Here is a 25,330-nt window from a genome sequence, read left to right on the forward strand (position 1 = left end):
GTAGCGCTCTCTCCACTATATGTGCAGATCTGCAGACGCGTATCCCGAACACAGCGGCAGGCTCCACGTTAGGTCAACGCCGAGCTCGGGCCCGGATGGCATCGATATCGACCTGGTCGATCTGTCGGTCGGCCACAAAGGTATCGGCGTAGCGCCGCCACACGCCGCTATCCAGCAGCAACTCGAAGACCGCCGGGTCCAGGTGGCCGTCCTTGACCATGTCGGCCAGGATCTCCAGCGCGCGGGACAGTGGCAGGCCATTCTTGTAGGGACGATCGGAGGCGGTCAGCGCCTCGAACACATCCGCCAGCGCCATGATCCGCTCTTCCAGGCTGGCCTCGCCGAGTCGCAGCCGCCGCGGATACCCCTGTCCGTCCATGCGCTCATGGTGATTGCCGGCGATCTCCGGCACTCGCTTCAGGTGAGCGGGCCAGGGCAGAGACTCGAGCATGATGATGGTCTGGATCACGTGCTCCTGCATGCGGAAGCGTTCGACGTCGTTGAGCGTGCCCCGGGCGATGCACAGGTTGTAGAGCTCCCCCTGATGCTCCGCCAGGGACGGCGGCTCCATCGAAAAGCCCCAGTGATTGTCGGGGTCCTCGGGATGCACCGGGGGACAGGGACGCTGCCAGGCAATGCGATGACGGGGCAGATCGGCAAGCAGACGTTCTTCTGCAGGCAAGGCGCGACGGGGTTCTTCGGCCATGTTGTCCAGTTCGGCCCGCGACAGCCCGAGGCGGTCATCGAAGTAACGCAGCCAGCGCCACTCGCCGATGGTCTTCAAGCGCTGGCAGTCGGCCTCGCCCATCGCCTCGCGGCCATGGTTGGCCTCGGCGACGCAGGCGAAGGCTTCCTGCAGCTCCTGGCGCCGACGCTGCAGTACCTGGTCAAGCTTTGTTGCCTCGCCCCCCTGGGCGATGGCACGCCAGTAATCGAGTTCAGCGTCTCGCCACAGCACCTCGAAACGGGTCCGGATCTCGTGGATCCGGTTGTAACGGGTCTCGAGCTTGGTGGCCTTCTCCATGATGTGGTCTGGGGTGGTCAGCTTGCCGCAGTCGTGCAGCCAGGCCGCCAGGTGGAAGGTGGCGCGCTCTTCCTCGCTGAGGTGAACCGCAGCAAAAGGGCCCTGGCGCGCCCGATCCACTTCATCGATCAGCATCTCCGCCAGTTGCGGCACCCGGGTACAGTGTCCCCCGGTGTGGGGTGACTTGGCATCGGTGGCCCTGGCGACCAGCTGAATCATGGCGTCCAGCAGACGCGCCTCGCCCTCGAGCAGGCGGCGCATGTCGATGGCCACCGCCGCCACCGATGACACCTCGGCGACGAAGGTGCGCCACTGGTCATCATCCTGACCACCGTCCCGGTGCGCCAGCAGCAGTATCCCGAGACGCTTGCCGGCGCGGTCGCGCAGCGACTGCACCAGATACCCTTGCGCCTCCAGTGCTCGCCGCACCTCCAGCAGAGGGCCCGAGTCCTGGTCGACCTCGAGCGTCGCCGGCAAAGGGGCATCGCCCCACCCCTGACCCGCCTCGGCGACCGGCGACAGGCGGCCTGAACTGTCCTCGTTGGCCAGATAGATGACCCCGTGGTGGCTGCCGGTGACGTTCAACAGCTCATCGAGGATGCCGTCGAGCATCACGTCGAGCCGGCGCTCGCGTCCCAGCATGCGATTGATGCGCCGAAACTCGCCGACGCGATGCACCAGAGTGTCCAGCGCACCGGACAGGTGAGCCACCTCGCGCACCCGGGAGTCGACCCCTCGATAGGCATCGAGGTCGAACTCGGAGATGGTCCGTACCTGCTCGCCCAGTTCGCGCAGTGGGCGCCCGAGTCGGCGACCCAGCAGGATGCCGAGTGGCACCATCAGCGTCACCAGCCCCAGCGACAGCAACAGACGGTGCCACAGGGATTCACGCAGGCTCGCCATCAGCTCCCGCTCCGGCATGGCCACCAGCAGCCAGGCCAGTCGACTGCCGAGCATGTCGAAGGGCAGCGCCAGCCCCCACCAGTACTGCTCACCACAGAAGTAACGGACCGGCGTCGCCAGCACCCCCTGATCCTTGAGCTCGATCAACGGCGCCTCGCCCAGATCCTCCAGCGAGGTCCCCGGCAACAGCGCCGCATCCTTGTCCGCGTTGTGGGCGAGCACATCGCCCTCGGGAGTAGTGATGGCCAGCAGTGACCCCTGGGTGGTGGCAAACGCATGGATTTCCTTGCCGAGATCCGCGGAGGTCATATCGATGCCAAGCACGGCGCGTCCGTCACGGGATCGCTGGGACAGGGTGACGCCCTGCTCACCGTTGGTGAAGAAGGTATAGGGCGCCGATAGCTGCGGGCCGTACTCGTCCAGCGCCTGACGAAACCAGGGGCGATCGCGCGGGTCCAGGCCGTGGCTCTCGATGGCGATGCGACGTAGCTCCCTCGCCTCATCGTCGAGTACCTGCCAGTAGCCAGCCATGCCTTGCCGCCTGTCGCCGTGCAGGATCAGCGCCAGGTAAGTGCCACCGGCCAGATTCAATGAGTCGGATACCGCCCCGGGCGACAGTCGCTCGATGGCGCGAACCATCAGAAAGTCGCCGTTGTCGGAGCCGATGTAGGCGCCTCCCAGCACCTCCTGGGCGTCGACCACCGCCGCCAGCATGGGCAGCAGATGATCGCTTCGGGCACTGTCGAAGTTCTCGATGCTCGTTTCTCTGCTCAGCACACCGAGCATCGCCCTGGAAGGTTCGATCAGCGAGCGGGTCTTGACCTCCACCGTCGCCGACAGCTGCTGGCTGGATCGCTCCAGCGCCTCGACCAGCGAGTCCCGAGCCTGATCCCACGACTGCCACAGCAGCAGACCGGCCATCATCAGCGTCATGCCGACGATGGAGGCGGCGATAAGCCATTGGATCGGGAGTTCACGGCGGGCAAATAGAGGCATTGAAGGACTCGAGGGTGGCAGTCGACCAGCAGTGACGACTACCTATCACTCTATGCCAATTCAGCCGCTCTGGAGCGGGGGGCAACTACCCCCTATGCACTACTTCGCCCACATCTTTCGTCTTGACCCTCACCCATGGCGGCCGTGCCTGCCCAGACGTTCAGGTCAGCAGCCGCGTCATGCCCAGCCACACCAGACGCAGCGACAGCGCGGTCAACACCACCCGGAATCCGGTGTCGAAACGCCGCTCCGACACGTGATGCAACAGGCGCAGTCCAAGCCAGGTGCCCAGCACCCCGACGCCGATCATCAGCAGGATCAACCACAGCCAGTCGGCGAACAGGAAACCGGCGACGCCGAAGACGAAGGCCTTGGTCAGGTGCTGGAAGGTCATGCAGGCGGCGAAGGTGGCCACCGTACCCTGGCGGGAGTTTCCGGTCTGCTTGACGAAGGCCGCCACCATGGGCCCACTGGCGCCGACAAAGCTGGACAACAGGGTAGTGACGGCGCCGGCGATCAGGGTGCCCAGGCGGCCCAGGGCGCGCTTGGGCAGTCCCGGCCCCCACAGGGTATAGAGCACAAAGGCGGCGATCGACAGCTCCAGCACCCCGCTGGGCAGGCGAATCAGCAGCCAGCCGGCCACCAGGGCGCCGACCAGGGCTCCGGGGACAAAGGTCGCCAGCAGCGGCCAGTGAACGTATCGCCAGCTCATGGCCAGGCGTCCGCCATTGGAGCCAAGCTGGACCATGCCATGCACCGGGATCAGTGCCGCCGCCGGCATCACCTGGGCCATGGTCATGATCAACAGGGTGCCGCCGCCCACGCCCAGCGACGCGCTGATCATCGAGGTGACACCGGACAGCAGGATCAGGCCGAGACTGACGAGGGGGGACAGCGGCGAGATGGCGGCGAGCCACTCCATGGCGACAAACTCCTGAGACAAGAAAAGCCAGAAGCTTACCTTTGTGTGCCACGGCTCGCACTCGCTGACGACCCGCCCGCCAGCATCGCCTCGCTGCCCGCAACGCCAACGCCAACGCCAACGCCAACGCCAACGCCAACGCCAACGCCAACGCCAACGCCAACGCCAACGCCGATCGATCTTCCGGGCGGAAGATCGATCGGCGCGGGTACTTTCCGTGAAGGCAAGAGCCGTGACGACAGGATCAGCGATGGGCACATTCAGCGGCTGATACAGAGAGCAGGCTCAGGCCAATCATCAGGATCAGCGTTTCAGGCCAAGCGCCGCCAGGGATTCGCGCTCGCGGCGGGCGTAGAGCTCGAGTTCATCGCGCACCGAGGCCCCCAGCGCCGCCTCGAAGGCGTCACGGTTGGCGTTGCCCTGCCCCACCGCACTCTCCTCACCGCCCAGGTTGGACTGGAAGATGCCCGCCGCCGACACCGGCAGGAAGTCCTCGTAGGTCAGCGGCTCGGCCACCACCTTGCCGGCGGCGATCTGTACCTCCACAGAGGCGTCACCGTCGAACTCGTCTACCGCACGGTAGACGAAGTAGGCCAGACCCTCGCGGCGCAGGGTGGTCTCGTCATCGGGGAAGTCGGCGAAGACCTCGGCCAGGCGTGCCTGATGGGCGGCGTTGTCCAGCCCCTGGGTCGCCTTGCGGGCCTCGCCCAGCAAGCGGTCATACAGGGCGCGGCCCTTGGGTGTCAGCGCCACGCCACGCTGCTCGATCTCGCCGAAGCGGGCGGTATGGCTACCCTCGGCGTCACCGACGAAACGGGTGGTCTCTTCCAGCGCCTTGAAGCTGGTCTGACGCAGCAGGATCGGACAGGCGCGCCGGGGCGGGCCCTCGATCACCGCCTTGGGCGTCATGCCATGCTCGGGCATCCGGCGCTGGGCCTCGTCGATGTCCAGGGTACGCGGGGTCAGATGGTTGATGTGCGGGCCACGGAAGGACACCACATCGGCGATCAAACGGTGGGCCGAGTGCAGCCGCTCGTAGGTGGCGCGGTCCACGGTGGCGTCCTGGTGCCAGCGGAAGGTCTCCAGGGCTTCGGCGACGAAGCGCTCGGCCTGTTCCTCGGTGAGGCCACCCTGCTGCTCGAAGGTGGCGATCAGTTCACGCACCCCCGGAGTGAAGATGTCGCGATTGGCCAGGATCTCGCTGGCCAGGGTGCGCAGCTCGACGTCCTCGATCAGCTCGAGGCGCAGCAGCGAGGTAAACAGGCGGAAGGGATTGCGTGCCAGGGCCTCGTCGGTGACCGGGCGAAAGGCGGTGGAGTGCACCGGCACCCCGGCCTCGGACAGGTCGTAGTAGCCCACAGGTAACATCCCCATCACCGCAAACAGGCGCCTCAGGGTGGCGAGTTCCTCGGCCGTGCCCACCCGGATCGCACCGTGACGCTCGACGCCCAGGCGAGCGTGCTCGCCGCTGGCCTCGAGCCGCTCGGCCAGCGCCGGATCAGCCTCGAGGGTCTGCCGATTCACCTGCTCGACCAGTGACAGCAGGGTGCCGTACTGGGGCACCTCGGCCTGGTACATGGCCGACATGGCAGAGGCAAAGCGGTCACGAATCTCGTCGGCGGTCACAAAGTCGGAAGACATCCGGGCTCCTATCGGTTGGCAGGCGGTGATGCCACCGATAAGACCAGAGCGGGGAGGCGGCGACAAACGAAAATTATCGCTGGTTGTATTCCTTCAAGGAATGCCACGGCGGTGGTCGCCGCCATCGCTCTCGACACTCCGCGCCTTTATCGGCGCAGTCTTTCTCGCAGCGACGCCATGGGAGCCACCCCGCGCTACCAGTCCTCCAGCTTATGTGCCCCGCTGCTGTCGCCCCCGTCCGCCTTGCCGCGCTCTGCGCGAGCAAGCGCGCGGCCAGGGCGCCTCAGTGCCCCAGGATCTGACTCAGGAACAGCTGGGTACGCTCCGAGCGCGGGTTGTTGAAGAACTCCTGGGGCGGCGCCTGCTCGATGATCTGGCCCTGATCCATGAAGATCACCCGGTCGGCCACGGTCTTGGCGAAGCCCATCTCGTGGGTCACGCAGAGCATGGTCATGCCTTCCCGGGCCAGCTCGATCATCACGTCCAGCACCTCCTTGATCATCTCCGGGTCCAGCGCCGAGGTGGGCTCGTCGAACAGCATCACCTCCGGGCGCAGACACAGCGCGCGCGCGATGGCCACGCGCTGCTGCTGGCCGCCGGACAGCTGGCCCGGGTACTTGTGGGCCTGGTCGGCGATCTGCACCCGCTCGAGAAACTCCATGGCGGTGGCCTCGGCCTCGCGCCGGGGTTTCTTCTGTACCCAGGTCTGGGCGATGCAGCAGTTGTCGAGCACCGACAGGTGAGGGAACAGATTGAAGTGCTGGAACACCATGCCGACGTGCCGGCGGATCTGTTCGATGCGCTTGACGTCCTGGGTCATGTGCACCCCGCCCACGGTGATGCGGCCCTGCTGGTGTTCCTCCAGGTGATTGATGCAGCGGATCAGGGTGGATTTGCCGGACCCCGAGGGCCCGCACACCACGATGCGCTCCCCTGGCTGCACGGTCAGGTCGATGTCGCGCAGCACGTGGAAGTCCCCGTACCACTTGTTGAGGCCGTCGATCTCGATCATCGGCGTGTTCGAATCCGCCGTGGTCGCCGCTTGAGCAGACATGGCTGCCTCCCGATCAAATTTGTTGTTGTGGGCCGTCAATGGCCGGTATGTAGACGCCGTTCGATATATTGGCTGTAACGTGACATGCCGAAGCAGAAGATCCAGAACATCAGCGCGGCGAACACGTAGCCCTCGGTGGCGAAGCCCAGCCAGTTGGTGTCGGTGAGCCCGGCACGGATGATCGCCAGCAGGTCAAACAGGCCGATGATCAGCACCAGCGAGGTGTCCTTGAACAGCGCGATGAAGGTGTTGACGATGCCCGGGATCACCAGCTTGAGCGCCTGGGGCAGGATGATCAGGCCCATCCGCCGCCAGTAGCCCAGGCCCAGCGCCTTGGCGGCCTCTTCCTGGCCTCTGGGTATCGCCTGCAGGCCACCGCGCACCACCTCGGCCATATAGGCGCTCCAGAAGAACATGATGCCGATCAGTGCGCGCAGCAGCTTGTCGAACTCAACCTCGCTGGGCACGAACAGCGGCAGCATCACCGAGGCCATGAACAGCACCGTGATCAAGGGCACGCCGCGCCAGAACTCGATGAACACTACCGACAGGCTGCGCACCAGTGGCATCTGCGAGCGCCGGCCCAGCGCCAGGATCACCCCCAGCGGCAGCGAGCCGACGATACCGACGATGGCCACGGTCAGGGTCAGCATCAGCCCGCCCCACTCACGGGTGGGCACCGCCGGCAGGCCGAAGTGGCCTCCCAGCAGCAACAGCCAGGCGATCACCGGAAAGCCGACCAGGGCGAAGATCACCACCCAGCGCTTGGCCGGCAGTCGGGGAATCATCAGCCAGGCGATGGTGGCCACCAGCAGCGCCAGGGTGATATCGACGCGGTAGCGCTCGGTCTCGGGGTAGAAGCCGTAGACGATGGTCTCGAAGCGGGCGCTGATGAACACCCAGCAGGCGCCCTCGCCGGTGCAGGCTTCGCGGGTGGTGCCGATCCAGTCGGCGTCGATCAGCGCCCACTGCACCAGCGGGGACAGCGCCCATACCAGCACCGCCAGGGTGATCAGCGAGACCACCGAATTGAGCGGGGTCGAGAACAGCCGACTGCGCAGCCAGCCGGTGACACCATGGCGCGCCACCGGCGCCGGCCGGGCGGCGATCATGGAATGCTCGGTGGACGCGGCAGCCGGCGCCACCTCGGGCTCACTCGGGGGGTGCACCGGGGACTGGGAAGGAGGTGTGGGACGCTCGGTCATGGCAGCAGTCCTCCAACGAAGACAGGCAAGCGGCTCATGGCAGAGCGCATGGTTGGCGTATTCATCTCAGCGCTCCTTGAGCAGGGTCCGGGCGTTGTAGACGTTCATCAACGCCGACACCACCAGACTGATGGTCAGATAGACCGCCATGGTCATGGCGATGATCTCTATCGCCTGGCCGGTCTGGTTGAGGCTGGTACCGGCGAACACCGCCACCAGGTCGGGATAGCCGATGGCGGTCGCTAGCGACGAGTTCTTGATCAGGTTCAGGTACTGACTGGTGAGCTGCGGCACGATCACTCGCATCGCCTGGGGGATGACCACCTTGCGCAAAGTGATGTTGCCCGGCAGGCCGATCGCCCGGGACGCCTCGATCTGTCCCTTGGGCACCGACTGGATCCCTGAACGCACGATCTCGGCGATAAAGGAGGCGGTGTAGATCGACAGCGCCAGCCACAGTGCCATCAGCTCCGGGATCACGGTGATACCGCCGGAGAAGTTGAAGCCCTTGAGCGACGGCACGTCCCAGGCAAGCGGGCTGCCGCTGGCCACGAACACCAGCAGCGGCAGGCCGATGATCAGGGCGCTACCGAGCCAGTACACCGGCAGCGCCTTGCCGGTACGCTGCTGAAGCCGTCTGGCGTAGATACCAAGGGCCACCACCGCCAGGATCGCTGCCACCAGCGCCAGCTGGGTCAAGCCGAAGCCTGGCTCGGGCACCGGCGCCGGCACGATCAGCCCGCGCACGTTGAGAAAGAACGCCTCGAGCAGCGACATGCTCTGGCGCGGACTGGGCAGGGCCTGGAGCACGGCGAAGTACCAGAACAGGATCTGCACCAGCAGCGGAATATTGCGAAAGGTCTCGACGAAGGCCGCCGCCAGGCGAGCCAGCAGCCAGTTGGGCGACAGCCGGGCGATACCCACGGCGAAGCCGATCAGGGTGGCGGCCAGAATGCCGAGCCCGGACACCAGCAGGGTATTGAGCAGCCCCACCACGAAGGTGCGGGCGTAGCTGCTGTCGCCGGAGTAGTCGATCAGGGTCTGGGGGATCGAGAACCCGGCGCGCTCACCGAGGAAGTCGAAACCGGTGGTGATGCCCCTGGCCTCGAGATTGGTCAGGGCATTGCCGATCATCATCGCGATCAGCGCGGCGAGGCCTGCCAGCAGCAGCGCCTGGATGATCAGCGCACGAAAGGCAGGACGCCGCCATAGCGGCGTCCGTTCGATAGGGGGCGTGGACATGGGCGAGCCTCTTGCTGGACGACGCTTGCCTCCGGCCCGTCTCGCGGCCGTGGGTATTCACCCGCGAACGGCGAGGGGGCCGGCGCGCGACGTCGTCGCTCTATCCGTCATGGGTCGGACGACCCCGGCCATGGCCGGGGTCGCAGCGGACAGTATCAGCGGATCGGCGGGGCGTAGAGGATGCCGCCTTCGTTCCACAGGGCGTTCATGCCACGGCTGATGCCCAGCGGTGAGTTTTCGCCCACGGTATCGGCGAACACCTCACCGTAGTTGCCCACCTGGGAGACGATGTTGTAGGCCCAGTCGTTGGTCAGACCGAGCTGCTCGCCGTAGGTGCCGTCGACACCCAAAAGGCGCGCCACCTGGGGATTGGGCGGATCATTCTTCATCTGCTCGGCGTTGTCGCTGGTGATGCCCAGTTCCTCGGCATTGACCATGGCGAAGACCGTCCACTTGACGATGTCGAACCACTGGTCGTCACCCTGGGCAACCACCGGGCCCAGCGGCTCCTTGGAGATCAGCTCGGTGAGGATCTCGACGCTGTCCGGTTCCGGCAGCTGCAGGCGCAGGGCGCTGAGCTGGGAGGTGTCCGAGGTGAGCACGTCACAGCGCCCGCTGGCGAAGCCCGAGGCGGTCTGGTCCGGGGTATCGAAGGTCACGGTGTTGATGTCGATGCCCTTGGCCGGGAAGTAGTCCGCCAGGTTGAGCTCGTGGGTGGTGCCGGACTGGATGCAGATGGAGGCGCCGTTCAGGTCCTCGAGGCTCTCGATGCCGAGATCCTTGGCCACCATGAAGCCCTGACCATCGTAGAAGGTGGTCGTCGTGAAATTGAGGCCCAGGGAGTTGTCCCGGGTGGCGGTCCAGGTGGTGTTGCGCGAGAGCACGTCGATCTCACCGGACTGCAGCGCGGTAAAGCGCTCCTTGGCGGTCAGCGGGGTGAACACCACCTTGTCGGCGTCACCGAAGATCGCCGCCGAGATGGCGCGACAGGTTTCCACATCGAGTCCCTGCCAGTTGCCGTTCTCGTCCGGCGAGGAGAAACCGGACAGGCCGACGTTGACACCGCATTGGAGTTCGCCGCGGGAGGTGACTTCGTCCAGGGTGGCGGCCGAAGCACTGCTCGTCACGCCCAGCGCCGCTGTGGATAGCGCGGCGAGGGAGAGGGTCAGCAACGTCTTGTTATTGTGTCGCATGGATTCAACTCCAGTAATGGATGAGCGTTGTACGCCCATTCACTATCCGAGCCTCGGCCGGCGCGGTCAATGCTGGTGTCGACGTTTGTTTTAAACGATGGATTGAAGTTCGATGGCAGCCCCCATCGAAAAGAGGCCCGGGAGGAGCGTACCCGCTGGCACGCCCCCTCCGGGCAAGACGCACTGATCTCCACCACAAGCACGCCTTGTATCAGGACAGCGCCACGCCCTTGGGCGTTGTCCGTAAAGACGCCGAGCGCAGGCACTTTTCACATAGGCCTCTAGTGCGAGGTGCCTTCTTCATAGTGGGTCTTGTTCCACACGTTGTACTTGCCTGACGGCTTGTCCATCGGTACCCGGGTGATCTCCTCGAGGCTATCGGCGTCGTAGGCGATCACCGCGCCGTCGCGCTCCCACAGGCTCAGCAGCAGGGTCTCGCCGTCACGGTCGAACTCCACGTGGGCAGACGTCTTGCCCGGCTCCGGGATCAGGGTGCGCACGATCTCGAGGCTGTCCTTGTCGATCACGTGGACACGATCACGGTTGGGCCCGAAGAACACGTCGGTCCAGGCGTAGCGGGAGTTTTCGTGGCTGCGCATGAAGAAGCCCGGGCCGTCGGTATGCAGCGTCTTGATCAGCGAATAGTCGTCCATGTCGATGATCGAGACTTCGGGCTTGGCCAGGTGGGGAATCGCCATCACCCGACGTCCGCCGGTCTCCCAGGTGATGCCGGAACCCAGATGGGGCATGCCCGACAACGGCAGGTCGGCCAGTTTGTCGCCGCTGTCCAGGTCGATGACCATGGCCCCATCGCCACCGCGGGAGGCGCCGATGACGCGGCGGTACTCGGGGTCGAAGAAGAAGTCGTCGAGGTAGTCCGGCACCGGCAGACGCCGGACCTCGAAGCTCTCGCCCCTGGCCTCCAGAGCCTTGCGCGCGGGATCCAGCGGCTCGTCCATATGCCCCGTGGCCACCACCGCTTCAGGCGTCACCGGCCAGGGGATCTCCCACAGCTCCTTGACGTCCTTGAGCGCGGCGATAAAGCTCGAGCGCGGCGGCGCGGCGTAGACGGCGCTGACCCGGGAGCCGTTGCCTTCGGCGTCGGCGGCGGGATAGACCCGCATGGGATCGAGCCGGTGGGCGTCGAACAGCACCAGGTTGCCCGGCAGGGTGTTGGCGGCCATCACGTAGCGGCCATCGGCGGACACCGCGATATTGCGCATATTGATGCCGGCGCGGACCTCGGCCACCACGGCGAAGTGATAGAGATCGAACTTGGTGATCCAACCGTCGCGGGAGCCAAAATAGACGTAGCGGCCATCCGGGCTGTACTTGGGCCCGCCGTGCAGGGCAAAGCGAGTGGGGAAGCGCGCCAGGCGCTCGAAGGTGTCGCCGTCGAGCACGCTGGCGTGGTGATCGCCGGTCTCTACCACCACGAACAGATTCTGCGGATCGGCGTCGAACTCGGGCGTGTCGCCAAGAGGGTCTTCACCAGCGACCGGAGGATGCGACACCACCTGGCTTGCGCGGATATCGTCGAGCGTCCAGTCGGGGGTCACCGGCGGGTCACTCAGCACCCAGTCACTCAGCGCATCGACCTGGGCCTCGGCAAGCGTGTCGGTGAAGCCGGGCATCTGGGTCGCGGGGCGGCCATCGGCAATCACCCGACGAACCTCTTCGGGCTTGATACGCCCGAGGTTCTGGGGCAGCAGCGCCGGCCCCATGGCGCCCAGACGATCGGCGCCGTGGCAGCTGGCGCAGTGATCCTGGTAGAGCTGCGGCGCTGCCGAATTTGCCGCTATCGCCTCCTCCTGAGCCCCAGCCAGCTCTGGTATCAAGGCTGGCATCAGGACTGGCATCAGCCCGATCAGGGCCGCGCCCAGCAGTCTTGCCGTGTTCATGCCACCGCCTCCGCCACCGCGTCCATATCGAGTCGCCCGGCCAGGGACACCACCTCGCCCACCACGATCAGCGTCGGCGGCTTGAGCCCCTCGGCCTGGATGGTCTCCGGCAACTGGCCCAGCCGGGTGATCACCCGGCGCTGTTCCCGGGTGGTGCCGCGTTCGATCAGCGCCACCGGCTGGTCGGCGGGCAGGCCGTTGGCGAGCAGTTCGCGGCGAATCAGCTCGGCGTTGGTCAGCCCCATGTAGAACACCAGGGTGTGACGGCGACTGGCCAGCGAGCGCCAGTCGAGATCGAGGCTGCCGTCGGCGCGGGCGTGGCCGGTGACGAAGGTCACCCCTTGGGCGTGGTCGCGATGGGTCAGCGGAAAGCCGGCGTAGGCGCTGCAGCCCTGGGCCGAGGTGATTCCCGGCACCACGCGAAAGGGCACCTGGTTGTCCACCAGCATCTCGGCCTCTTCGCCGCCGCGCCCGAAGATGAAGGGGTCGCCGCCTTTGAGGCGCACCACCCGCTTGCCGGTCACCGCCAGGCGTACCAGCAACTGGTTGGTTTCCTCCTGGGTCAGGGCGTGGCAGCGCGCCGCCTTGCCCACGTAGAAGCGCTGGGCCGCCTTGGGCGCCAGCGCGAGCACCTCCGGTGACACCAGGCGATCATAGACCAGGCAGTCCGCCTGGCTGAGCAGGTACAGCGCGCGCAGGGTCAGAAGGCCGGGGTCACCGGGGCCGGCGCCGACGATGGCCACTTCGCCGGAGGCGAGCGGCGCTTCGCCGAGCTGGTCGTAGAGGGCTTGCAAGGACATGGTGATCTCCCGTTCAACCGGTCGTCAGAATCATCTTGGGCGAGACGGCATCGGTCAGGCCGATCTCGTCATCGTCGAGGTAGCAGCCCGGGTCCTCGGCCCAGGGATCGCCCAGGGTCTTGAAGGCGCGCACCCGGGTATTGCCGTTGCAGATCGGCAGGTAGCGACAGGCGCCGCAGCGTCCCTTGAGCGGCCGCGGACGACTGCGAAACCCTCGCATCAGGTCGTCGTCGGCCTCGCACCAGATCTCCGAGAAGGGCCGCTCACGCACATTGCCGAGGTGGTGGTCCCACCAGAAGGAGTCCGGGTGGACATTGCCCAGGTTGTCGATATTGGCGATGTACTCGCCGCTGGCGTTGCCGCCCCAGGCGAGCAGACGCGCCTCGAGATCGGCGACCCGCTCGGGGAAGTGGCGCCTGGCCCAGTGCAGCAGGAAGGGGCCGTCGGCGTCGTTGTTGCCGGTGACGTACTCGCGCCGGATACCCGCCTCGAGTTCGGCGCGACAGCGGTCGAACAGTCGGGTCATGGCGTCGCGGGTCATTTCGTGCCAGGCGTCGTGCTTACGGTGACGATGACCGCGTCCGCCATAGTTGAGGTGTGACAGGTAGAACTTGTCGACGTCGTGCTCGGCGGTCAGCGCCAGGATGTCGTCGAACTGGGCGTAGTTGTCCCGGGTCAGGGTGAACCGCAGCCCTACCTTGATGCCCCGCTCCTTGCACAGCCGGACTGCGGCCATGGACTCGCGAAAGGCGCCACGACGCTGGCGGATCTGGTCATGGGTCTCCTCGAGGCCGTCGATGCTGATGCCGACGTAGTCGTAACCGGCATCGGCGATGGCTTCGATCTTGTCCTCGGTGATCAGGGTGCCGTTGGTGGAAAGCCCGGTGTACAGCCCGAGTTCCTTGGCCCGGTGCGACAGTTCGAAGATGTCGGGGCGCATCAGCGGCTCGCCACCGGACAAGATCAGCGCCGGCACCCGGAAGGCCTTGAGGTCCTCGAGCACCTTCATCGCCTCCTCGGTGGACAGCTCACCGGCAAAGTCGACGTCGGCCGACACCGTGTAGCAGTGCCGACAGGTCAGGTTGCAGCGGCGAATCAGATTCCAGATCACCACCGGGCCTGGCGGGGTGCGGGCAGGCGCCAGTGGCGTCGGCTCGAGCAGGCTGTCGATGTAGCGGGTCACTCGGAACATGGCGAGGCTCCCTTGGCGGTGGCGAGCCGTAGCCCGGTCTTCTTGAGGATGCGGCTGCTGTAGAGAATACGGTGGTCGCGGCAGGCGTCGCCCAGCCATTCACGCAGCCGCTCGGCCTGGGCCTCGACTTCGTCACGGTGGTGGCCGTGCAGCATCACGAACAGGTTGTAGGGCCAGTCCGGCAAGCGGCGGGGCCGCCGGTAGCAGTGACTGACGCCCGGCCAGTCGGCCAGCTGCCGGCCGAGTTCATCGATGCGCTGATCATCGACGTCCCACACGGTCATGCCGTTGGCCAGGTAGCCCAGGCGATAGTGGTTGGGTACCGCGGCGACGCGGCGCACGACGCCGGTCAGGCGCAGGCGCTGAAAGCGTGCCAGCACCTCCTCGCCGCTCATGCCGATGGCCGCGCCCACCGCCGCCCAGGGGTCGGCCACCAGCGGCAGCCCCGCCTGGGTGGCCTCGATCAGGGCGCGGTCGCCGTCGTCCAGCACAGAGACATCGTTGCGGTCCCTAGACGGGCAGGTGGAGATGGACATGGAACTCCTCCTCCTTGGGCAGGTTGATAACCTCGAGCCCGGTGACCTCGGTGATGGCCTCGATCACCGAGGCGACGCGGCCGGGGCGATCACAGGCGATGACGAACCACATGTTGTAGTGGTGCTCGCGGCGATAGTTGTGGGCCACCTCGGGGAAGGCGTTGACGACCTCGGCGACGCGCTCGAAGTCGGCTTCCGGCACCGCCAGGGCGGCCAGCGTCAGGGCACCGCCGAGACGCTCGGCCTGGAACATCGGGCCAAAGCGACTGAGGATCCCTCGATCAAGCAGCGACGACAGGGTGTCGAGCAACTCGCGCACCCCGAGCCCCAGCTCCAAGGCCAGGTCGCCGTAGGGGTCCGGGGTCAAGGGCACACCCAACTGCAGGCGGTTGATGATCCGACGCTCTACCTCAGACAGCGCAGCCACCGCGTCATGGCGAGCGGTGGCAGCGTCGTGTGGATGGCGGTCGGGGTCGCCGGGGAAACCCCGGGACGGTGTTTCTGAGCTCATGGCTCCTCCGGGGGTGTCATGGTTCCTCGGGCGTGTAGCGTCCGCCGCGCTGGCGATAGGCCTGGCGGCTGAACAGCACCTGGTGGTCGACGTCTTCGAGGCCATGGCGCTGGATCAGCGCACGGATCTGGGCCTCGACACGCACTCGCCGGACGCCGTGGATCATGCAGAACAGGTTGTAGGGCCAGCCGAGGCGACGCACCCGCTGGTAGCACAGGGTGACCTCGGGCTCAGCGGCCAGACGCCGGCCTACCTCGTCGACGCGATCATCGGGCAGGTTCCACACCACCATGGCGTTGGCGGCGAGGCCCAGGCGGCGATGGCGGACCACCAGGCCGAAGCGTTTGATGAAACCGCTGTGCTGCCAGTGCCCGATCCAGGTGCGGACCTCCTCGACGCTCAGGCCGGTCTGCTCGGCCAGCACCTTGAACGGCTCAGGCACCAGCGGCAGCCCTTCTTCGAGACAGGCCCTGAGTCTGATCAGGCGGCGATCCTGAGCCTGCAGCGGGCCTGCCGGACGGCGCTCAGCGGTGGACGTGACGGCCTCGATCATGCTTCCTCCAGCTCCGCCCAGGGCAGGGCGAAGGCCAGGTCGATGTGATAGCTCTGGACCATGGGCAGGCGCAGCAACGGGGTGGCCAGTTCGGCCTCCAGCCGCGTCAGGCGCAGTTCCAGGCTGGTGCTGTCCGGCGCCGTCACCACGAACCACAGGTTGTAGCGGTGCTCGCGCCAGTAGTTGTGGTTGACCCCGGGGCAGGCGTTGATGATCTGTGCCACCGCCTCCCGGCGATGGTCCGGCACGGCCACCGCCACCAGCTCGCTGGCGCCGGCCTGGCGGTGATCGAACACCGCGCCGACACGGCCCACCACGCCCAGGTCACACAGACGCTGCAGGCGCTCGATCAACGCCTGCTCATCCAGTCCGAGCTCTTCGGCCATGGCCGCAAAGGGACGCTCGACCAACGGCAGCGATCGCTGATAGCGATCGATCAGTCGCCGGTCGATGCGGTCCAGGTCGTCGACCACCTTGTCGGTTGCCATGGCCATCTCCCGAAAAGCGAAAAATTGGGGCGGGCCGCCCGTGCGAGCGGCCCGCGAGGACGTCAGTAGACGTCGTGCTGGGTGTTGTAGACGTTGAACTTGCCGGTCGGCGTGACCAGTCGCTCGTCCTTGATCACCGCTTCCAGCTGCAGCGTCTCGTCGTCGACCACCACCAGCGCGGAAGACTGATCGGCGGTGTTCCACACCGAGAACCAGACCTCGTCGCCGGCACGGTTGTACTCCGGCTGCACCACCCGCTTGGGTCCTTCGCCAAGATCCGCCCAGTCGGCGATCGGCAGCACCTGGAAGCCCTCTTCCAGGTCGTTGACGTCATACACGGCAACGCTCTGGCTGATGGCCTCGTCGGGATTCAGCGCGGTGTCCACGTAGAGGTGCTCGGACTCGGGGTGGGTCTTGATGAACAGCGAGCCGCCACCCTGACCTTCCAGGGTGCGCACCACCGTCCAGGCCTGGTCCGGATGACCTTCCGGGTCGGTACCGATCAGCGAGATGGTGTTGTCGCCCAGATGGCTGGTGGCCCACACCGGCCCGAACTCGGGGTCGACGAAGTTGGCGCCACGCCCCGGGTGCGGGGTCTTGCCCACGTCGATGATCGCCTCGAGCTCACGCTCCTTGGCATCGATGACGACGATCTGGTTGGACTGGTTGGCGGCAGTCATGAAGTAGCGACCGCTGCTGTCCCAGCCACCGTCGTGCAGGAAGCGGGAGGTGTCGATCTCGACGCTGGACAGGGCGTCCAGGTTCTCGTAGTTGACCAGACGGACCTTGCCGGTTTCCTTGACGTTGACGATGAACTCCGGGTGCTGATGGGACGCCACGATGGCCGCCACACGGGGCTCCGGATGGTACTCCTGGGTGCCCACCGTCATGCCGCGGGTGCTGACGATCTTCTTCGGCTCCAGGGTCTCGCCGTCCATGATCACGAACTGCGGCGGCCAGTAGGTGCCGGCGACCGCGTAGGTGTCCTCGTAGCCCTCGAACTTGGAGGTCTCCACCGAACGCGCCTCGAGACCCACCTTGATCTCGGCCACGGTGGTCGGCTCTTCCATCCACAGGTCGATCATGTCGACCTTGGCGTCGCGACCGATGACGAACAGGTAGCGCCCGGAAGCTGACATCCGCGAGATGTGCACCGCGTAACCGGTATCGATGACCTTGACGATCTCCTTGCTGTCGCCGTCGATCAGGGCGATCTGGCCGGCGTCACGCAGGGTCACCGAGAACAGGTTCTCCAGGTTCAGGTCGTTCATCTGCTCGGTGGGGCGATCTTCCGGCGCCACGAACACGGTCCAGCTGTCCTTCATGTCGGCAAGGCCGAACTCCGGGGGTACCGGTGGCTCATGCATGACGTAGTTCGCCATCATCTCGATCTCGTCATCGGTCAGCTGGCCGGAGGTACCCCAGTTGGGCATGCCCGCCGGTGAGCCGTAGGTGATGAAGGTCTTGAGATAGTCCATGCCGCGTTCACGGGTGATGTCGGTGGTCAGCGGCTTGCCGGTGGCCCCCTTGCGCAGCACGCCATGACAGCCGGCACAGCGTTCGAAATAGATCTCCTTGGCGTGATCGAACTCTTCCCGCGTCATCGCAGGGGCGCCCTCTTCATCGGGCATCATCACCGCCGCCGGGTCGACGCCGGACGGATTGCTCTGGTAGGCCGCCTCTTCCGGAGACAGGTTCTTCTCGGCGCCATGGGCGCTTCCCAGGCCTGCAATCACGATGGCTATCGCTGCGGCAAGGGGCTTGAGAGTCGTGACGCTTCTGGTCATCTTTTCACCTCGAGTCATGATCCACGTGTCTTTCATCCTGTCGCCAATGTCGTGCCACAAGATGAAAATGTCGCCAGGTTTTCCGCTTTCTCTTGAGCGAGTTATTTCCCTTGGTACGGCAATCCCTTCCCTGGATAAGCGACACATTTTCCTTCCAGATGAAGGCCGCGAAGACGCCCGCTCTCTTCGCGTTTGCCCTGCCTACCATGGAAGCGCGCATTCCCGACGATTTCACTGGGTCTCTTGCCGACTCTTGACCCCTATCAACAATCACTCCTCCGCGCACCAGCAGAAATTTTTCCCCTTTAATTTCTTAAGCTTAATGACCAAATAAGACTTTCGGAGCTACCTCGAAAGGAGCATTTCAGTACTTTTTGATCAAGACGTTGACGCGCATCATCCAATGGCTCCAGCCGCTATCGACAGCAGGACGAAACTCGACTACTGCTTGCCACTTCAAGACACACCAATACCTTCGGGATAAAACGACGACCCATATCAATAAATATTTTCGATGAATCAAGGAAACTGTCGGGTCCTACAGGGACCTTCGCCGGGGGACACTTGTCGATGGCAACACCTATTTCCCAGCACCCTTTCAGGTGCCATGCGTGCTCAGTGCTTGCGCCACGATGGCGTGCCGCCCTCGCCTGCCTTCTGCTGATGGGAGCATGGGCTGCCGATACATCGGCGACGCCCGCGCCCAGCGCCTCGGCGACACACAAGACCAGCGCCTCGTCGACACACAAGACCAGCGCTGCGACAGATACCAACGGCGCAGCAGTGGACCCGGAGGCGCTCGGCAACCTGCTCCTTCAGGACTGCGGTTCCTGTCACGGCATGACCCTCAAGGGGGGACTGGGCCCTGCTCTCACCCAGGAGCGTCTGGCGGTCTACGACGTCGACACTCTGACCACCATCATCCTCGAAGGCCTGCCCGGCACCGCCATGCCGCCCTGGCGCGATCTGCTGAGCGCCGAAGAGGCCCGCTGGATCGCCGAGACGCTCAAGCACACCGACGCTCAGGAGCTCCCATGAGGCACCGTTCTGCATTGCCCCATCCCCCCGCCGCCAAGGGTCTTCGGCGCTTTCACGCCCCGGGCTTCGTGCTTGGCCTGGCACTGGCCTGCGGCCTGATCGCCTGGGGCCAGAGCCCGCACGGCTCAGCCGCCGTTGCCCACAGCACCGACGCCGGCACGCCGGAGGCCAGCTGTGCCAACCTCGCCACCGGCGGACTCGGGGTCGTGGTCGAACGCGCCGATGGACGCCTGGCCCTGGTCGACCGCCGCCAGCATCGCGTGATCACTCGTGTCGAGGGACTGGGCGATCTGTCCCACGCTTCGGTGAAGTTCTCCAGCGACGAGCGCTTCGCCTACGTGTTCGGCCGCGACGGCGGTCTGACCAAGGTGGATCTGGTGTGCGCCACCATCGACAAGAGAGTGCTGCAGTCCGGCAACAGCATCGGCGGGGCCATCTCCCAGGACGGCCGCATCATTGCGGTGGCCAACTACGAGCCGGGCGGCGTGAAGCTGTTCGACGCCGACAGCCTTGAGCTGTTGGCCGAGGTACCGGCGCGCTACACCCAAGATGACGGCAGTCAGGCGCTGTCCAAGGTGGTCGGTCTGGTCGACGCCCCAGGCAACCGCTTCGTCTACAGCCTGTGGGACGCCAACGAGATCCAGGTGCTCGACGCCTCGACGCTCATCGCGGACGAACAGGGCTCGAATGAGCTTCCTCCTATCACCCGCTTTTCCGATATCGGCGAGAAGCCCTACGACGCCCTGATCGATCCCATCGGGCGCTTCTACGTGGCCGGCCTGTTCGGCGAGGACCACCTGGCGCGCCTGGATCTGTGGCACCCGGAGAAAGGCGTCGAGCCGGTCCTGTCCGGCTATCGCCAGGGCGACGATAAGCTGCCGGTGTACAAGATGCCCCACCTGGAGGGCTGGACCATCGCCAACGACCACGCCTGGTGGCCGGCGGTGGGTCGCCACGAGGTGCTGATGGCGAACCTCGACGACTGGCGCCTGGAGCGACGAATTGCGGTGCACGGGCAGCCGGTGTTCGTGATGAGCCGGCCGGACCAGCGCCAGCTGTGGGTCAACTTCGCCCACCCCGACAACAATGTGGTCCAGGTCATCGACAGTGAAAGCGGCGAGATCATCCGCACCCTGACCCCCGGCCAGGCGGTACTGCACATGGAGTTCAGCCCGCGCGGCGAGGAGGTCTGGATCTCGGCGCGGGACTCCGACCAGGTGGTGGTCTACGACACCGACACCTTCGAGCGCCTGGCGACCCTGGAGGCCGAGTCGCCCAGTGGCATCTTCTTCACCGATCGGGCCCATCGCATCGGCCTGTAGGCCGCGGGAGAACGCCATGCACCCTGCTTCGCTGGAAACTCGCCAGACGCAATCACAACAGACAACCGTCGTCACGACGCCTTCCGGGCAGCGCAAGGTGCTGCTGCTCTACGCCCTGATGCTGGGCAGCGTCATGGCGGTGGTGACCGCCCCGCTCAGTGCGCTTGTCGCTCATCTTTGGCTGGCCATCAGAAGACCCACCGATGCGGTACTGGTGAGCCACCTGCGCTTTCAGCTTGCGACCTTCTGGTACGGCGTGCTGGCCGGGGCGATCGGCCTTGGCCTGTGGGGGCTGATCGGACACATCGACCTGCCGGGGCTCACCGGCTGGGCCTACGGCTATCTGGGGTTCACCCTGGCGCTCATCTGGATGGTGGGACGCTGCGCCCTGGGCATCCGCCGGCTGTTGCACCACCTGCCCGTCCCGCGCCCCCTGTCCCCACTGCTGGGTGGCTGCCGCGTGCGCTTTACGGACGCCGACCGGTGAACCTCGATCACGGCGCCTCTGGCATGCCGGGTTCTGGCGTTCCAGGCTCTGACTTACCGGGCTCTGGCTTACCGGGGTCTGGCTTACCGGGGTCTGGCTTACCGGGCTCTGGCTTGCCCAATCCTGGCTGGGGGCCGCTGTCGGGCCTGCCGGGCAACCCGTTGATGTGGGTGCTGATCATCAGTGAGCTGCTGGTGTTTGCCGCCTTCTTTGGCGTCTTTGCCTGGCAGCGGGTACTCGACCCCGTGGGCTTTCTCGCCGGGCAACGCTATCTCGAGCCGCTGCTTGGCGGCCTCAATACCCTGGTGCTGCTGACCAGTGGCCTTGCCGCGGCGATGGCGGTCACCCAGTCCCAGTGTCCACCCCACGCCCTGCGCGAGCGCCGGATACGCCAGTGGCTGGCGCTGGCCGCGGTGCTGGGCATGGCCTTCTGTCTGATCAAGGCCGTCGAGTATCACCTCGAGTTCTTCACCGGCCCACTGCCGGACAGCGGCAACTTCTTCACCTTCTACATCGGCCTGACCGGCTTTCACGCCGCCCACGTCATCTTTGGCCTGTGCCTGCTGGGCGTCGCGATATGGCGCCCTCGAGCGGACACCGTGGAAACCGTCTGCGCCTTCTGGCACATGGTCGATCTGATCTGGGTACTGCTGTATCCCCTGCTCTATCTGGTGCGGTGACGACAATGCATGACACGGATACTCAGCGCAGACGCCTGTGGCGCACCTGGGCCCTGTTGATGGGCATGACCCTCATCGCCATGGCCAGCGGCGCACTGCATCGCGGCCCGCTGGCACTCTGGGCCCTGGCGCTGGTGCTCATCGCCAGCCTGGTCAAGGCGCAACAGATTCTCTCCATCTACCTCAACCTGCGTATTGCCCCTGCCTCCTGGCGAGGGGGACTCTTGGTACTGGTCGGGGCGATGGGGCTTGGGCTGGCGGCTGCTGGACTGCTGCCTCGCTGGATCGAGGCTCCTGGTGCGACCTCCGGTGCGACCACCATCCCGGTCTCGATCCACAGCACCACAACGAATAACACCACTGATCGACACACTGAACGACACAACGAACGACAGGCACAGGAGCCCAGATGAACAAGGCCGTGGAAATCGACATGACCTTCGAGGAAGACCCCGGCGAGACCATTCGCCTGGTGGCGGTGGTCAACGACCGAGGCGACCTGACCTCGACTCAGGTCTACGGCTTCGCCCGCGACCGCGCGGAAGAGGAACTGGTGACCTACCCCTTCGTGCTGGATCGAGCGGGCGATGATCACTACCAGATCCGCTGGGGCTACGGCGACTGCACCGAGAGTGCGCTGAACTTCTCATCCCCCGCCGTGGCCCTTGGCCAGCGCGTCTATCGCGTCGACACTTACCGCACCGGCAGCGCCCGTTTCTGCTACGAGATCACCGGCATCAACGACCTGGTGCGCTGAGCTGCTAGCGACTGACGGCCAACGGCGAGCAACCGACCACTCAGCCCCGCAGCGCTCAGCGTTCGAGCCGGCGCCATAGCCGCAGGGTGAGCCAGACCGCAAGGGGCACCAGCGCCATCAGCACGATGTCCCAGTCACGGTGATGGATCAGCCAGGCCAGCGGCGTGAACAGTATCAGCGCCGCAAGGCCGGCGGTGGCGAGCGCCAGCCGCTGGCGCCAGCGAGTCTGTGACGAAGACATGACGTTCATTGGGCCACCAGCTGTCGATAGATGCCCGGCAGCGCCAGGGCGAGATGCTCCGGACGCGGCACGATGGCGTAGCCCCCTCGACCGAAGATGCGGCCAAGATAGCGACTGGCCTCGCGATCGATGGTCACCCCGAATACCCGCACGTCTTCTCGTGCCGCCTCGCGCACCGCGTGGCGGGTGTCCTCGATGGCATAGCGCCCCTCGTAGTAGTCGGTGTCGTTGGGCTTGCCGTCGGTCAGCACCAGCAGCAGCCGATGTCGTCTGGGGTGTTGGCCCAGCTCCCTGGCCAGGTGGCGAATGGCCGGTCCCATGCGGGTGTAATGCCCCGGCGTCAGCGCCGAAATGCGTCGTTCCACCCGCTCGCCCACGGCCTCGTCGAAGGCCTTCAACTGCCTGACCCAGACCCGATGCCGACGCTGGGAGGTAAAGCTGTGGATGCTGACGTCGTCGCCGCAGCCGGTGATGCCGTGGCCCAGTACCATCAGCGCTTCCTGGGCCACGTCGAGCACGCGGCGACTTTCCAGCCAGGCATCGGTGGACAGCGACACGTCGATCAGGATGGACACCGCCAGATCACGCCCCTGGGGCCTGGCGTCGACGAACAGGCGGTCGCTGGCCTGACCACCGGCGGCCAGGTCGCAGCGACTGCGGACCAGGGCGTCCAGGTCCAGCTCGTCACCGTCCGCCTGGCCCCGCAGCCACTCTCGCCGAGGCCGCAGGGCCTCGAACTGGCGGCGCACCCGGCGTACCCGGCGAGTGGCCGCCTCGTCGCCCTGCCAGGGCTCGCCCTCCTCAATGGCAGGTTCGGCGATCACCCGGCAGTGGGCCGGCAACAGCCGGCTCTTGCGGTAGTTCCATTCAGGATAGAGGTGCTCGACGCTGGAACCAGCGGCCAGCGACTCGCCACAGGCGGCGTCGGGCGCCAGGTCCAGCGACATCTTCAGCCGTGAGGCGGCCCGTCGCCGGTTGCGGCTCAAGGTGATCTCGTCGATCTGGTCGGCCGCCTCACGCGCGGCGTCTTCCTCCTCGTCATCCAGGTGGCGGTTGACGTTGACCATCTCCGCCCAGGACAGCATTTTTTCCGAGGCATTGAGCATCAGCGGGTCGTCTCGCTCGGCCTGATCCTGATAGCGGCGCTCGGCCTTGCGCCGGGCACCTTCCACCTCGGCGGCCTGAGGCGGAGCGGGTTCTTCGTCTTCGTCCTCGTCATCCTCATCGGTCGACCTCGAGACGCACTCAAGCGTCGACGCCTCGCCCCACAGCGGCACCGGCAGAAAGGGCCGATACCCCCGTGGCGCGCGCACCGACGGGCGCCCTTGGCCATCCGCCGCCTGCAGCCAGGACCACCACTGGCGCGCGTCGCCTTCGGGACTGTCTTGCGCCTGGGCCTCGCTATCGAAGGATCGGTCGTCGCCCAGCAGGCGCCGGACCAGTGTCTCGACCGCAGCTTCTTGCGGAGGCAGGCCGCGGCGCCGAGGACGCACGGAGAGCAGCGCCTGGCACAGCCGGGCATGGCGCCGGACGAAGCCGGGATAGCGCGCAAGCGTCACCTCGGTTGAGCGCCGGGCCTCGGTCAGGCGCACCAGATCCTGTTCGAGCGGATCGTCGCAGCGCGCCACCGGACGGCGCTCGGCCAGCGACATGGCCAGCCAGCGATATAGATCGCGATTGAGCTCAACCTCAGGCAGCAGCGCCAGTCGCTGCGGCAGCAGCAGGTGCTCGTCGTCACGCCGCGAGACCTCCAGCGCCTCCTCGTCGAAGCCCAGGCGCTGACGCAGTGACAGGCGATGGCGCGAGGCGCGCTTGCCGATCGCATCCAGGGTGACGCCGGGGTCTCCGCCGCTGGCGCGAAACAGCACCCCCAGCGAGCGCGACACCTCCTCGAGGGTCACCGCCGCCTCGGGATATTCAGGATAACTGGCGGCACGTGACGCCCAGCGGTGCCAGTGACGCCCGACGAACTCCTCGACCTCGAGAAACTCCAGCATGGTGGTGGCTATCCGAAGGTGGCGGTAACGACGTCCTCGATGCCCTTGAGCACGTCGGGATCGTCACTGAGAGGCTCGAGCAGGGCCGCCCGGGCGGCGTCGAGCACCGGCATGCCGGCCTGGATCAGGCTGGCGCAGTAGATCAGCAGGCGAGTGGACACCCCCTCTTCCAGGTCCTGGCCCTTCATCGCCCGCAGGCGTGCCGCCAGGTTGACCAGGGCCTCGCAGCGCCCACGCGAAAGGCCGCTTTCATGGGCGACGATGTCGACCTCTGTGTCGGCATCGGGGAAGTCCAGCGAGATCGCCACGAAGCGCTGGCGGGTGCTCGGTTTCAAGGTCTTGAGAATGTGCTGATAGCCAGGGTTGTAGGACACCACCAGTATGAAGTCGTCCGGCGCTTCGAGTCGCTCGCCGGTACGTTCCAGCGGCAGCAGACGGCGATCGTCGGTCAGCGGGTGCAGCACCACGGTCACGTCCTTGCGCGCCTCCACCACTTCGTCGAGGTAGCAGATGCCGCCTTCGCGCACGGCCCGGGTCAGGGGGCCGTCGGACCAGGCGGTATCACCGCCCTTCAACAGATAGCGTCCGGTCAGATCGGAGGCGGTCAGGTCGTCGTGGCAGGCCACGGTGTGCAACGGCAGCCCGAGACGTGCCGCCATATGGCGCACGAAACGGGTCTTGCCGCAGCCCGTCGGCCCCTTCAGCAGCAGCGGCAGACGCTGGCGGTAGGCGTGCTCGAACAGCGCGACCTCCTGGCCGGTCGGCTGGTAGAAGGGGATGTCGTTACGCACAGGGTCCTGGTGCAAGGCGCACCGAGACAGGGTTGCTTGGGTCATGAACAGGGTCCTCGAGACCATCGA

General features: G+C 66.0%; 24 protein-coding genes. 6 read left to right on the top strand and 18 right to left on the bottom strand.

Features of this window, described 5'->3' with window-relative positions:
- Nucleotides 1-73 precede the first annotated feature (73 nt).
- From NFH98_RS18955 to NFH98_RS19025, 15 genes are all read right to left on the bottom strand, one after another.
- Nucleotides 74-2,923, bottom strand: coding sequence for an HD domain-containing phosphohydrolase (locus NFH98_RS18955; protein WP_348827206.1), 2,850 nt, complete (start codon nucleotides 2,921-2,923; stop codon nucleotides 74-76).
- A 160-nt stretch (nucleotides 2,924-3,083) separates the two neighbouring features.
- Nucleotides 3,084-3,845 carry a sulfite exporter TauE/SafE family protein gene (locus NFH98_RS18960; protein WP_108448658.1) on the bottom strand — a complete coding sequence of 254 codons (762 nt, stop codon included), beginning with the start codon at nucleotides 3,843-3,845 and terminating at the stop codon, nucleotides 3,084-3,086.
- A gap of 303 nt (nucleotides 3,846-4,148) precedes the next feature.
- Entirely contained in the window at nucleotides 4,149-5,486 is a 1,338-nt protein-coding gene (hglS, locus tag NFH98_RS18965; protein ID WP_348827207.1) for a 2-oxoadipate dioxygenase/decarboxylase HglS, read from the bottom strand.
- A gap of 283 nt (nucleotides 5,487-5,769) precedes the next feature.
- Nucleotides 5,770-6,498 carry an amino acid ABC transporter ATP-binding protein gene (locus NFH98_RS18970; RefSeq protein ID WP_045993549.1) on the bottom strand — a complete coding sequence of 243 codons (729 nt, stop codon included), beginning with the start codon at nucleotides 6,496-6,498 and terminating at the stop codon, nucleotides 5,770-5,772.
- A gap of 77 nt (nucleotides 6,499-6,575) precedes the next feature.
- The gene (locus tag NFH98_RS18975; RefSeq protein WP_045993550.1) at nucleotides 6,576-7,652 is read right to left on the bottom strand and encodes an amino acid ABC transporter permease; all 1,077 of its coding nucleotides are present in this window, start codon (nucleotides 7,650-7,652) and stop codon (nucleotides 6,576-6,578) included.
- 159 nt (nucleotides 7,653-7,811) lie between these two features.
- Complete coding sequence (locus tag NFH98_RS18980) at nucleotides 7,812-8,987, bottom strand: amino acid ABC transporter permease (protein WP_124805219.1); 1,176 nt, start codon at nucleotides 8,985-8,987, stop codon at nucleotides 7,812-7,814.
- 155 nt (nucleotides 8,988-9,142) lie between these two features.
- The gene (locus tag NFH98_RS18985) at nucleotides 9,143-10,180 is read right to left on the bottom strand and encodes an amino acid ABC transporter substrate-binding protein (protein ID WP_045993511.1); all 1,038 of its coding nucleotides are present in this window, start codon (nucleotides 10,178-10,180) and stop codon (nucleotides 9,143-9,145) included.
- A 281-nt stretch (nucleotides 10,181-10,461) separates the two neighbouring features.
- Complete coding sequence (locus NFH98_RS18990) at nucleotides 10,462-12,081, bottom strand: cytochrome D1 domain-containing protein (RefSeq protein WP_348827208.1); 1,620 nt, start codon at nucleotides 12,079-12,081, stop codon at nucleotides 10,462-10,464.
- Nucleotides 12,078-12,881: a uroporphyrinogen-III C-methyltransferase gene (gene cobA, locus NFH98_RS18995; RefSeq protein WP_108132132.1), complete on the bottom strand. Its 804-nt coding sequence runs from the start codon at nucleotides 12,879-12,881 to the stop codon at nucleotides 12,078-12,080. The genes NFH98_RS18990 and cobA overlap by 4 nt, the downstream gene beginning before the upstream one ends.
- Before the next feature lie 13 nt (nucleotides 12,882-12,894).
- Complete coding sequence (gene nirJ / locus NFH98_RS19000; protein WP_348827209.1) at nucleotides 12,895-14,073, bottom strand: heme d1 biosynthesis radical SAM protein NirJ; 1,179 nt, start codon at nucleotides 14,071-14,073, stop codon at nucleotides 12,895-12,897.
- Nucleotides 14,061-14,609: a siroheme decarboxylase subunit beta gene (gene ahbB, locus NFH98_RS19005; protein ID WP_222568726.1), complete on the bottom strand. Its 549-nt coding sequence runs from the start codon at nucleotides 14,607-14,609 to the stop codon at nucleotides 14,061-14,063. Before ahbB (NFH98_RS19005) ends, nirJ begins: the two co-directional genes overlap by 13 nt.
- The gene (locus NFH98_RS19010) at nucleotides 14,584-15,120 is read right to left on the bottom strand and encodes an Lrp/AsnC family transcriptional regulator (RefSeq protein WP_348827210.1); all 537 of its coding nucleotides are present in this window, start codon (nucleotides 15,118-15,120) and stop codon (nucleotides 14,584-14,586) included. Before NFH98_RS19010 ends, ahbB (NFH98_RS19005) begins: the two co-directional genes overlap by 26 nt.
- 16 nt (nucleotides 15,121-15,136) lie before the next feature.
- Nucleotides 15,137-15,673: a siroheme decarboxylase subunit beta gene (ahbB, locus tag NFH98_RS19015; RefSeq protein WP_348827211.1), complete on the bottom strand. Its 537-nt coding sequence runs from the start codon at nucleotides 15,671-15,673 to the stop codon at nucleotides 15,137-15,139.
- A complete protein-coding gene (locus NFH98_RS19020; protein ID WP_045993516.1) occupies nucleotides 15,670-16,161 on the bottom strand; it encodes an Lrp/AsnC family transcriptional regulator in 492 nt (163 codons plus the stop codon). The genes ahbB (NFH98_RS19015) and NFH98_RS19020 overlap by 4 nt, the downstream gene beginning before the upstream one ends.
- A 62-nt stretch (nucleotides 16,162-16,223) precedes the next feature.
- Nucleotides 16,224-17,948 carry a nitrite reductase gene (locus tag NFH98_RS19025; RefSeq protein ID WP_083970485.1) on the bottom strand — a complete coding sequence of 575 codons (1,725 nt, stop codon included), beginning with the start codon at nucleotides 17,946-17,948 and terminating at the stop codon, nucleotides 16,224-16,226.
- A 663-nt stretch (nucleotides 17,949-18,611) separates the two neighbouring features.
- On the opposite strand from NFH98_RS19025, the gene NFH98_RS19030 reads away from it, so the two are divergent.
- The 6 genes from NFH98_RS19030 to NFH98_RS19055 all read left to right on the top strand — a co-directional run bounded on the left by NFH98_RS19030 (nucleotide 18,612) and on the right by NFH98_RS19055 (nucleotide 22,232).
- Complete coding sequence (locus NFH98_RS19030) at nucleotides 18,612-18,986, top strand: c-type cytochrome (protein ID WP_348827212.1); 375 nt, start codon at nucleotides 18,612-18,614, stop codon at nucleotides 18,984-18,986.
- On the top strand, nucleotides 18,983-20,308 hold the full coding sequence (locus NFH98_RS19035) for a cytochrome D1 domain-containing protein (protein WP_349623033.1): 1,326 nt from the start codon (nucleotides 18,983-18,985) through the stop codon (nucleotides 20,306-20,308). Before NFH98_RS19030 ends, NFH98_RS19035 begins: the two co-directional genes overlap by 4 nt.
- A 16-nt stretch (nucleotides 20,309-20,324) precedes the next feature.
- Nucleotides 20,325-20,795 (top strand): hypothetical protein, encoded by a 471-nt coding sequence (locus NFH98_RS19040; protein ID WP_253554378.1) that lies wholly within the window; start codon nucleotides 20,325-20,327, stop codon nucleotides 20,793-20,795.
- Nucleotides 20,796-20,908: 113 nt separating this feature from the next.
- Nucleotides 20,909-21,475 carry a cytochrome c oxidase subunit 3 gene (locus tag NFH98_RS19045; RefSeq protein WP_348827215.1) on the top strand — a complete coding sequence of 189 codons (567 nt, stop codon included), beginning with the start codon at nucleotides 20,909-20,911 and terminating at the stop codon, nucleotides 21,473-21,475.
- Between the two features lie 5 nt (nucleotides 21,476-21,480).
- Entirely contained in the window at nucleotides 21,481-21,888 is a 408-nt protein-coding gene (locus NFH98_RS19050; RefSeq protein WP_348827216.1) for a hypothetical protein, read from the top strand.
- Entirely contained in the window at nucleotides 21,885-22,232 is a 348-nt protein-coding gene (locus NFH98_RS19055; protein WP_108132124.1) for a hypothetical protein, read from the top strand. Before NFH98_RS19050 ends, NFH98_RS19055 begins: the two co-directional genes overlap by 4 nt.
- A 55-nt stretch (nucleotides 22,233-22,287) precedes the next feature.
- On the opposite strand, the gene NFH98_RS19060 is transcribed toward NFH98_RS19055, so the two are convergent.
- Genes NFH98_RS19060 through NFH98_RS19070 form a run of 3 tightly spaced genes read right to left on the bottom strand, consistent with a single transcriptional unit; the run spans nucleotide 22,288 to nucleotide 25,306 of the window.
- Nucleotides 22,288-22,473 (bottom strand): hypothetical protein, encoded by a 186-nt coding sequence (locus NFH98_RS19060; protein ID WP_348827217.1) that lies wholly within the window; start codon nucleotides 22,471-22,473, stop codon nucleotides 22,288-22,290.
- A gap of 5 nt (nucleotides 22,474-22,478) precedes the next feature.
- Nucleotides 22,479-24,470, bottom strand: a complete 1,992-nt coding sequence (locus NFH98_RS19065) for a nitric oxide reductase activation protein NorD (protein WP_349623034.1) — start codon at nucleotides 24,468-24,470, stop codon at nucleotides 22,479-22,481.
- Between the two features lie 8 nt (nucleotides 24,471-24,478).
- Nucleotides 24,479-25,306, bottom strand: a complete 828-nt coding sequence (locus NFH98_RS19070; RefSeq protein WP_349623035.1) for a CbbQ/NirQ/NorQ/GpvN family protein — start codon at nucleotides 25,304-25,306, stop codon at nucleotides 24,479-24,481.
- Between the last annotated feature and the right edge of the window lie 24 nt (nucleotides 25,307-25,330).

The organism is Halomonas sp. H33-56 (assembly GCF_040147035.1).
Lineage (GTDB): Bacteria > Pseudomonadota > Gammaproteobacteria > Pseudomonadales > Halomonadaceae > Halomonas > Halomonas litopenaei.

What these genes read in the sequence shown, in the direction of transcription:
- NFH98_RS19055 (WP_108132124.1), top strand. Translation starts at nt 21,885, where the DNA reads ATGAACAAGGCCGTGGAAATCGACATGACCTTCGAGGAAGACCCCGGC.
- NFH98_RS18985 (WP_045993511.1), bottom strand. Translation starts at nt 10,180, where the DNA reads ATGCGACACAATAACAAGACGTTGCTGACCCTCTCCCTCGCCGCGCTA.
- NFH98_RS19035 (WP_349623033.1), top strand. Translation starts at nt 18,983, where the DNA reads ATGAGGCACCGTTCTGCATTGCCCCATCCCCCCGCCGCCAAGGGTCTT.
- hglS (WP_348827207.1), bottom strand. Translation starts at nt 5,486, where the DNA reads ATGTCTTCCGACTTTGTGACCGCCGACGAGATTCGTGACCGCTTTGCC.
- cobA (WP_108132132.1), bottom strand. Translation starts at nt 12,881, where the DNA reads ATGTCCTTGCAAGCCCTCTACGACCAGCTCGGCGAAGCGCCGCTCGCC.
- ahbB (WP_348827211.1), bottom strand. Translation starts at nt 15,673, where the DNA reads ATGATCGAGGCCGTCACGTCCACCGCTGAGCGCCGTCCGGCAGGCCCG.
- NFH98_RS18975 (WP_045993550.1), bottom strand. Translation starts at nt 7,652, where the DNA reads ATGATCGCCGCCCGGCCGGCGCCGGTGGCGCGCCATGGTGTCACCGGC.
- NFH98_RS19010 (WP_348827210.1), bottom strand. Translation starts at nt 15,120, where the DNA reads ATGAGCTCAGAAACACCGTCCCGGGGTTTCCCCGGCGACCCCGACCGC.
- NFH98_RS19040 (WP_253554378.1), top strand. Translation starts at nt 20,325, where the DNA reads ATGCACCCTGCTTCGCTGGAAACTCGCCAGACGCAATCACAACAGACA.
- NFH98_RS19025 (WP_083970485.1), bottom strand. Translation starts at nt 17,948, where the DNA reads ATGACCAGAAGCGTCACGACTCTCAAGCCCCTTGCCGCAGCGATAGCC.
- ahbB (WP_222568726.1), bottom strand. Translation starts at nt 14,609, where the DNA reads ATGTCCATCTCCACCTGCCCGTCTAGGGACCGCAACGATGTCTCTGTG.
- NFH98_RS19030 (WP_348827212.1), top strand. Translation starts at nt 18,612, where the DNA reads ATGGGAGCATGGGCTGCCGATACATCGGCGACGCCCGCGCCCAGCGCC.
- NFH98_RS18970 (WP_045993549.1), bottom strand. Translation starts at nt 6,498, where the DNA reads ATGATCGAGATCGACGGCCTCAACAAGTGGTACGGGGACTTCCACGTG.
- NFH98_RS18955 (WP_348827206.1), bottom strand. Translation starts at nt 2,923, where the DNA reads ATGCCTCTATTTGCCCGCCGTGAACTCCCGATCCAATGGCTTATCGCC.
- NFH98_RS18960 (WP_108448658.1), bottom strand. Translation starts at nt 3,845, where the DNA reads ATGGAGTGGCTCGCCGCCATCTCGCCGCTGTCCCCCCTCGTCAGTCTC.
- NFH98_RS18990 (WP_348827208.1), bottom strand. Translation starts at nt 12,081, where the DNA reads ATGAACACGGCAAGACTGCTGGGCGCGGCCCTGATCGGGCTGATGCCA.
- NFH98_RS19060 (WP_348827217.1), bottom strand. Translation starts at nt 22,473, where the DNA reads ATGTCTTCGTCACAGACTCGCTGGCGCCAGCGGCTGGCGCTCGCCACC.
- nirJ (WP_348827209.1), bottom strand. Translation starts at nt 14,073, where the DNA reads ATGTTCCGAGTGACCCGCTACATCGACAGCCTGCTCGAGCCGACGCCA.
- NFH98_RS19070 (WP_349623035.1), bottom strand. Translation starts at nt 25,306, where the DNA reads ATGACCCAAGCAACCCTGTCTCGGTGCGCCTTGCACCAGGACCCTGTG.
- NFH98_RS19020 (WP_045993516.1), bottom strand. Translation starts at nt 16,161, where the DNA reads ATGGCAACCGACAAGGTGGTCGACGACCTGGACCGCATCGACCGGCGA.
- NFH98_RS19065 (WP_349623034.1), bottom strand. Translation starts at nt 24,470, where the DNA reads ATGCTGGAGTTTCTCGAGGTCGAGGAGTTCGTCGGGCGTCACTGGCAC.
- NFH98_RS18980 (WP_124805219.1), bottom strand. Translation starts at nt 8,987, where the DNA reads ATGTCCACGCCCCCTATCGAACGGACGCCGCTATGGCGGCGTCCTGCC.
- NFH98_RS19050 (WP_348827216.1), top strand. Translation starts at nt 21,481, where the DNA reads ATGCATGACACGGATACTCAGCGCAGACGCCTGTGGCGCACCTGGGCC.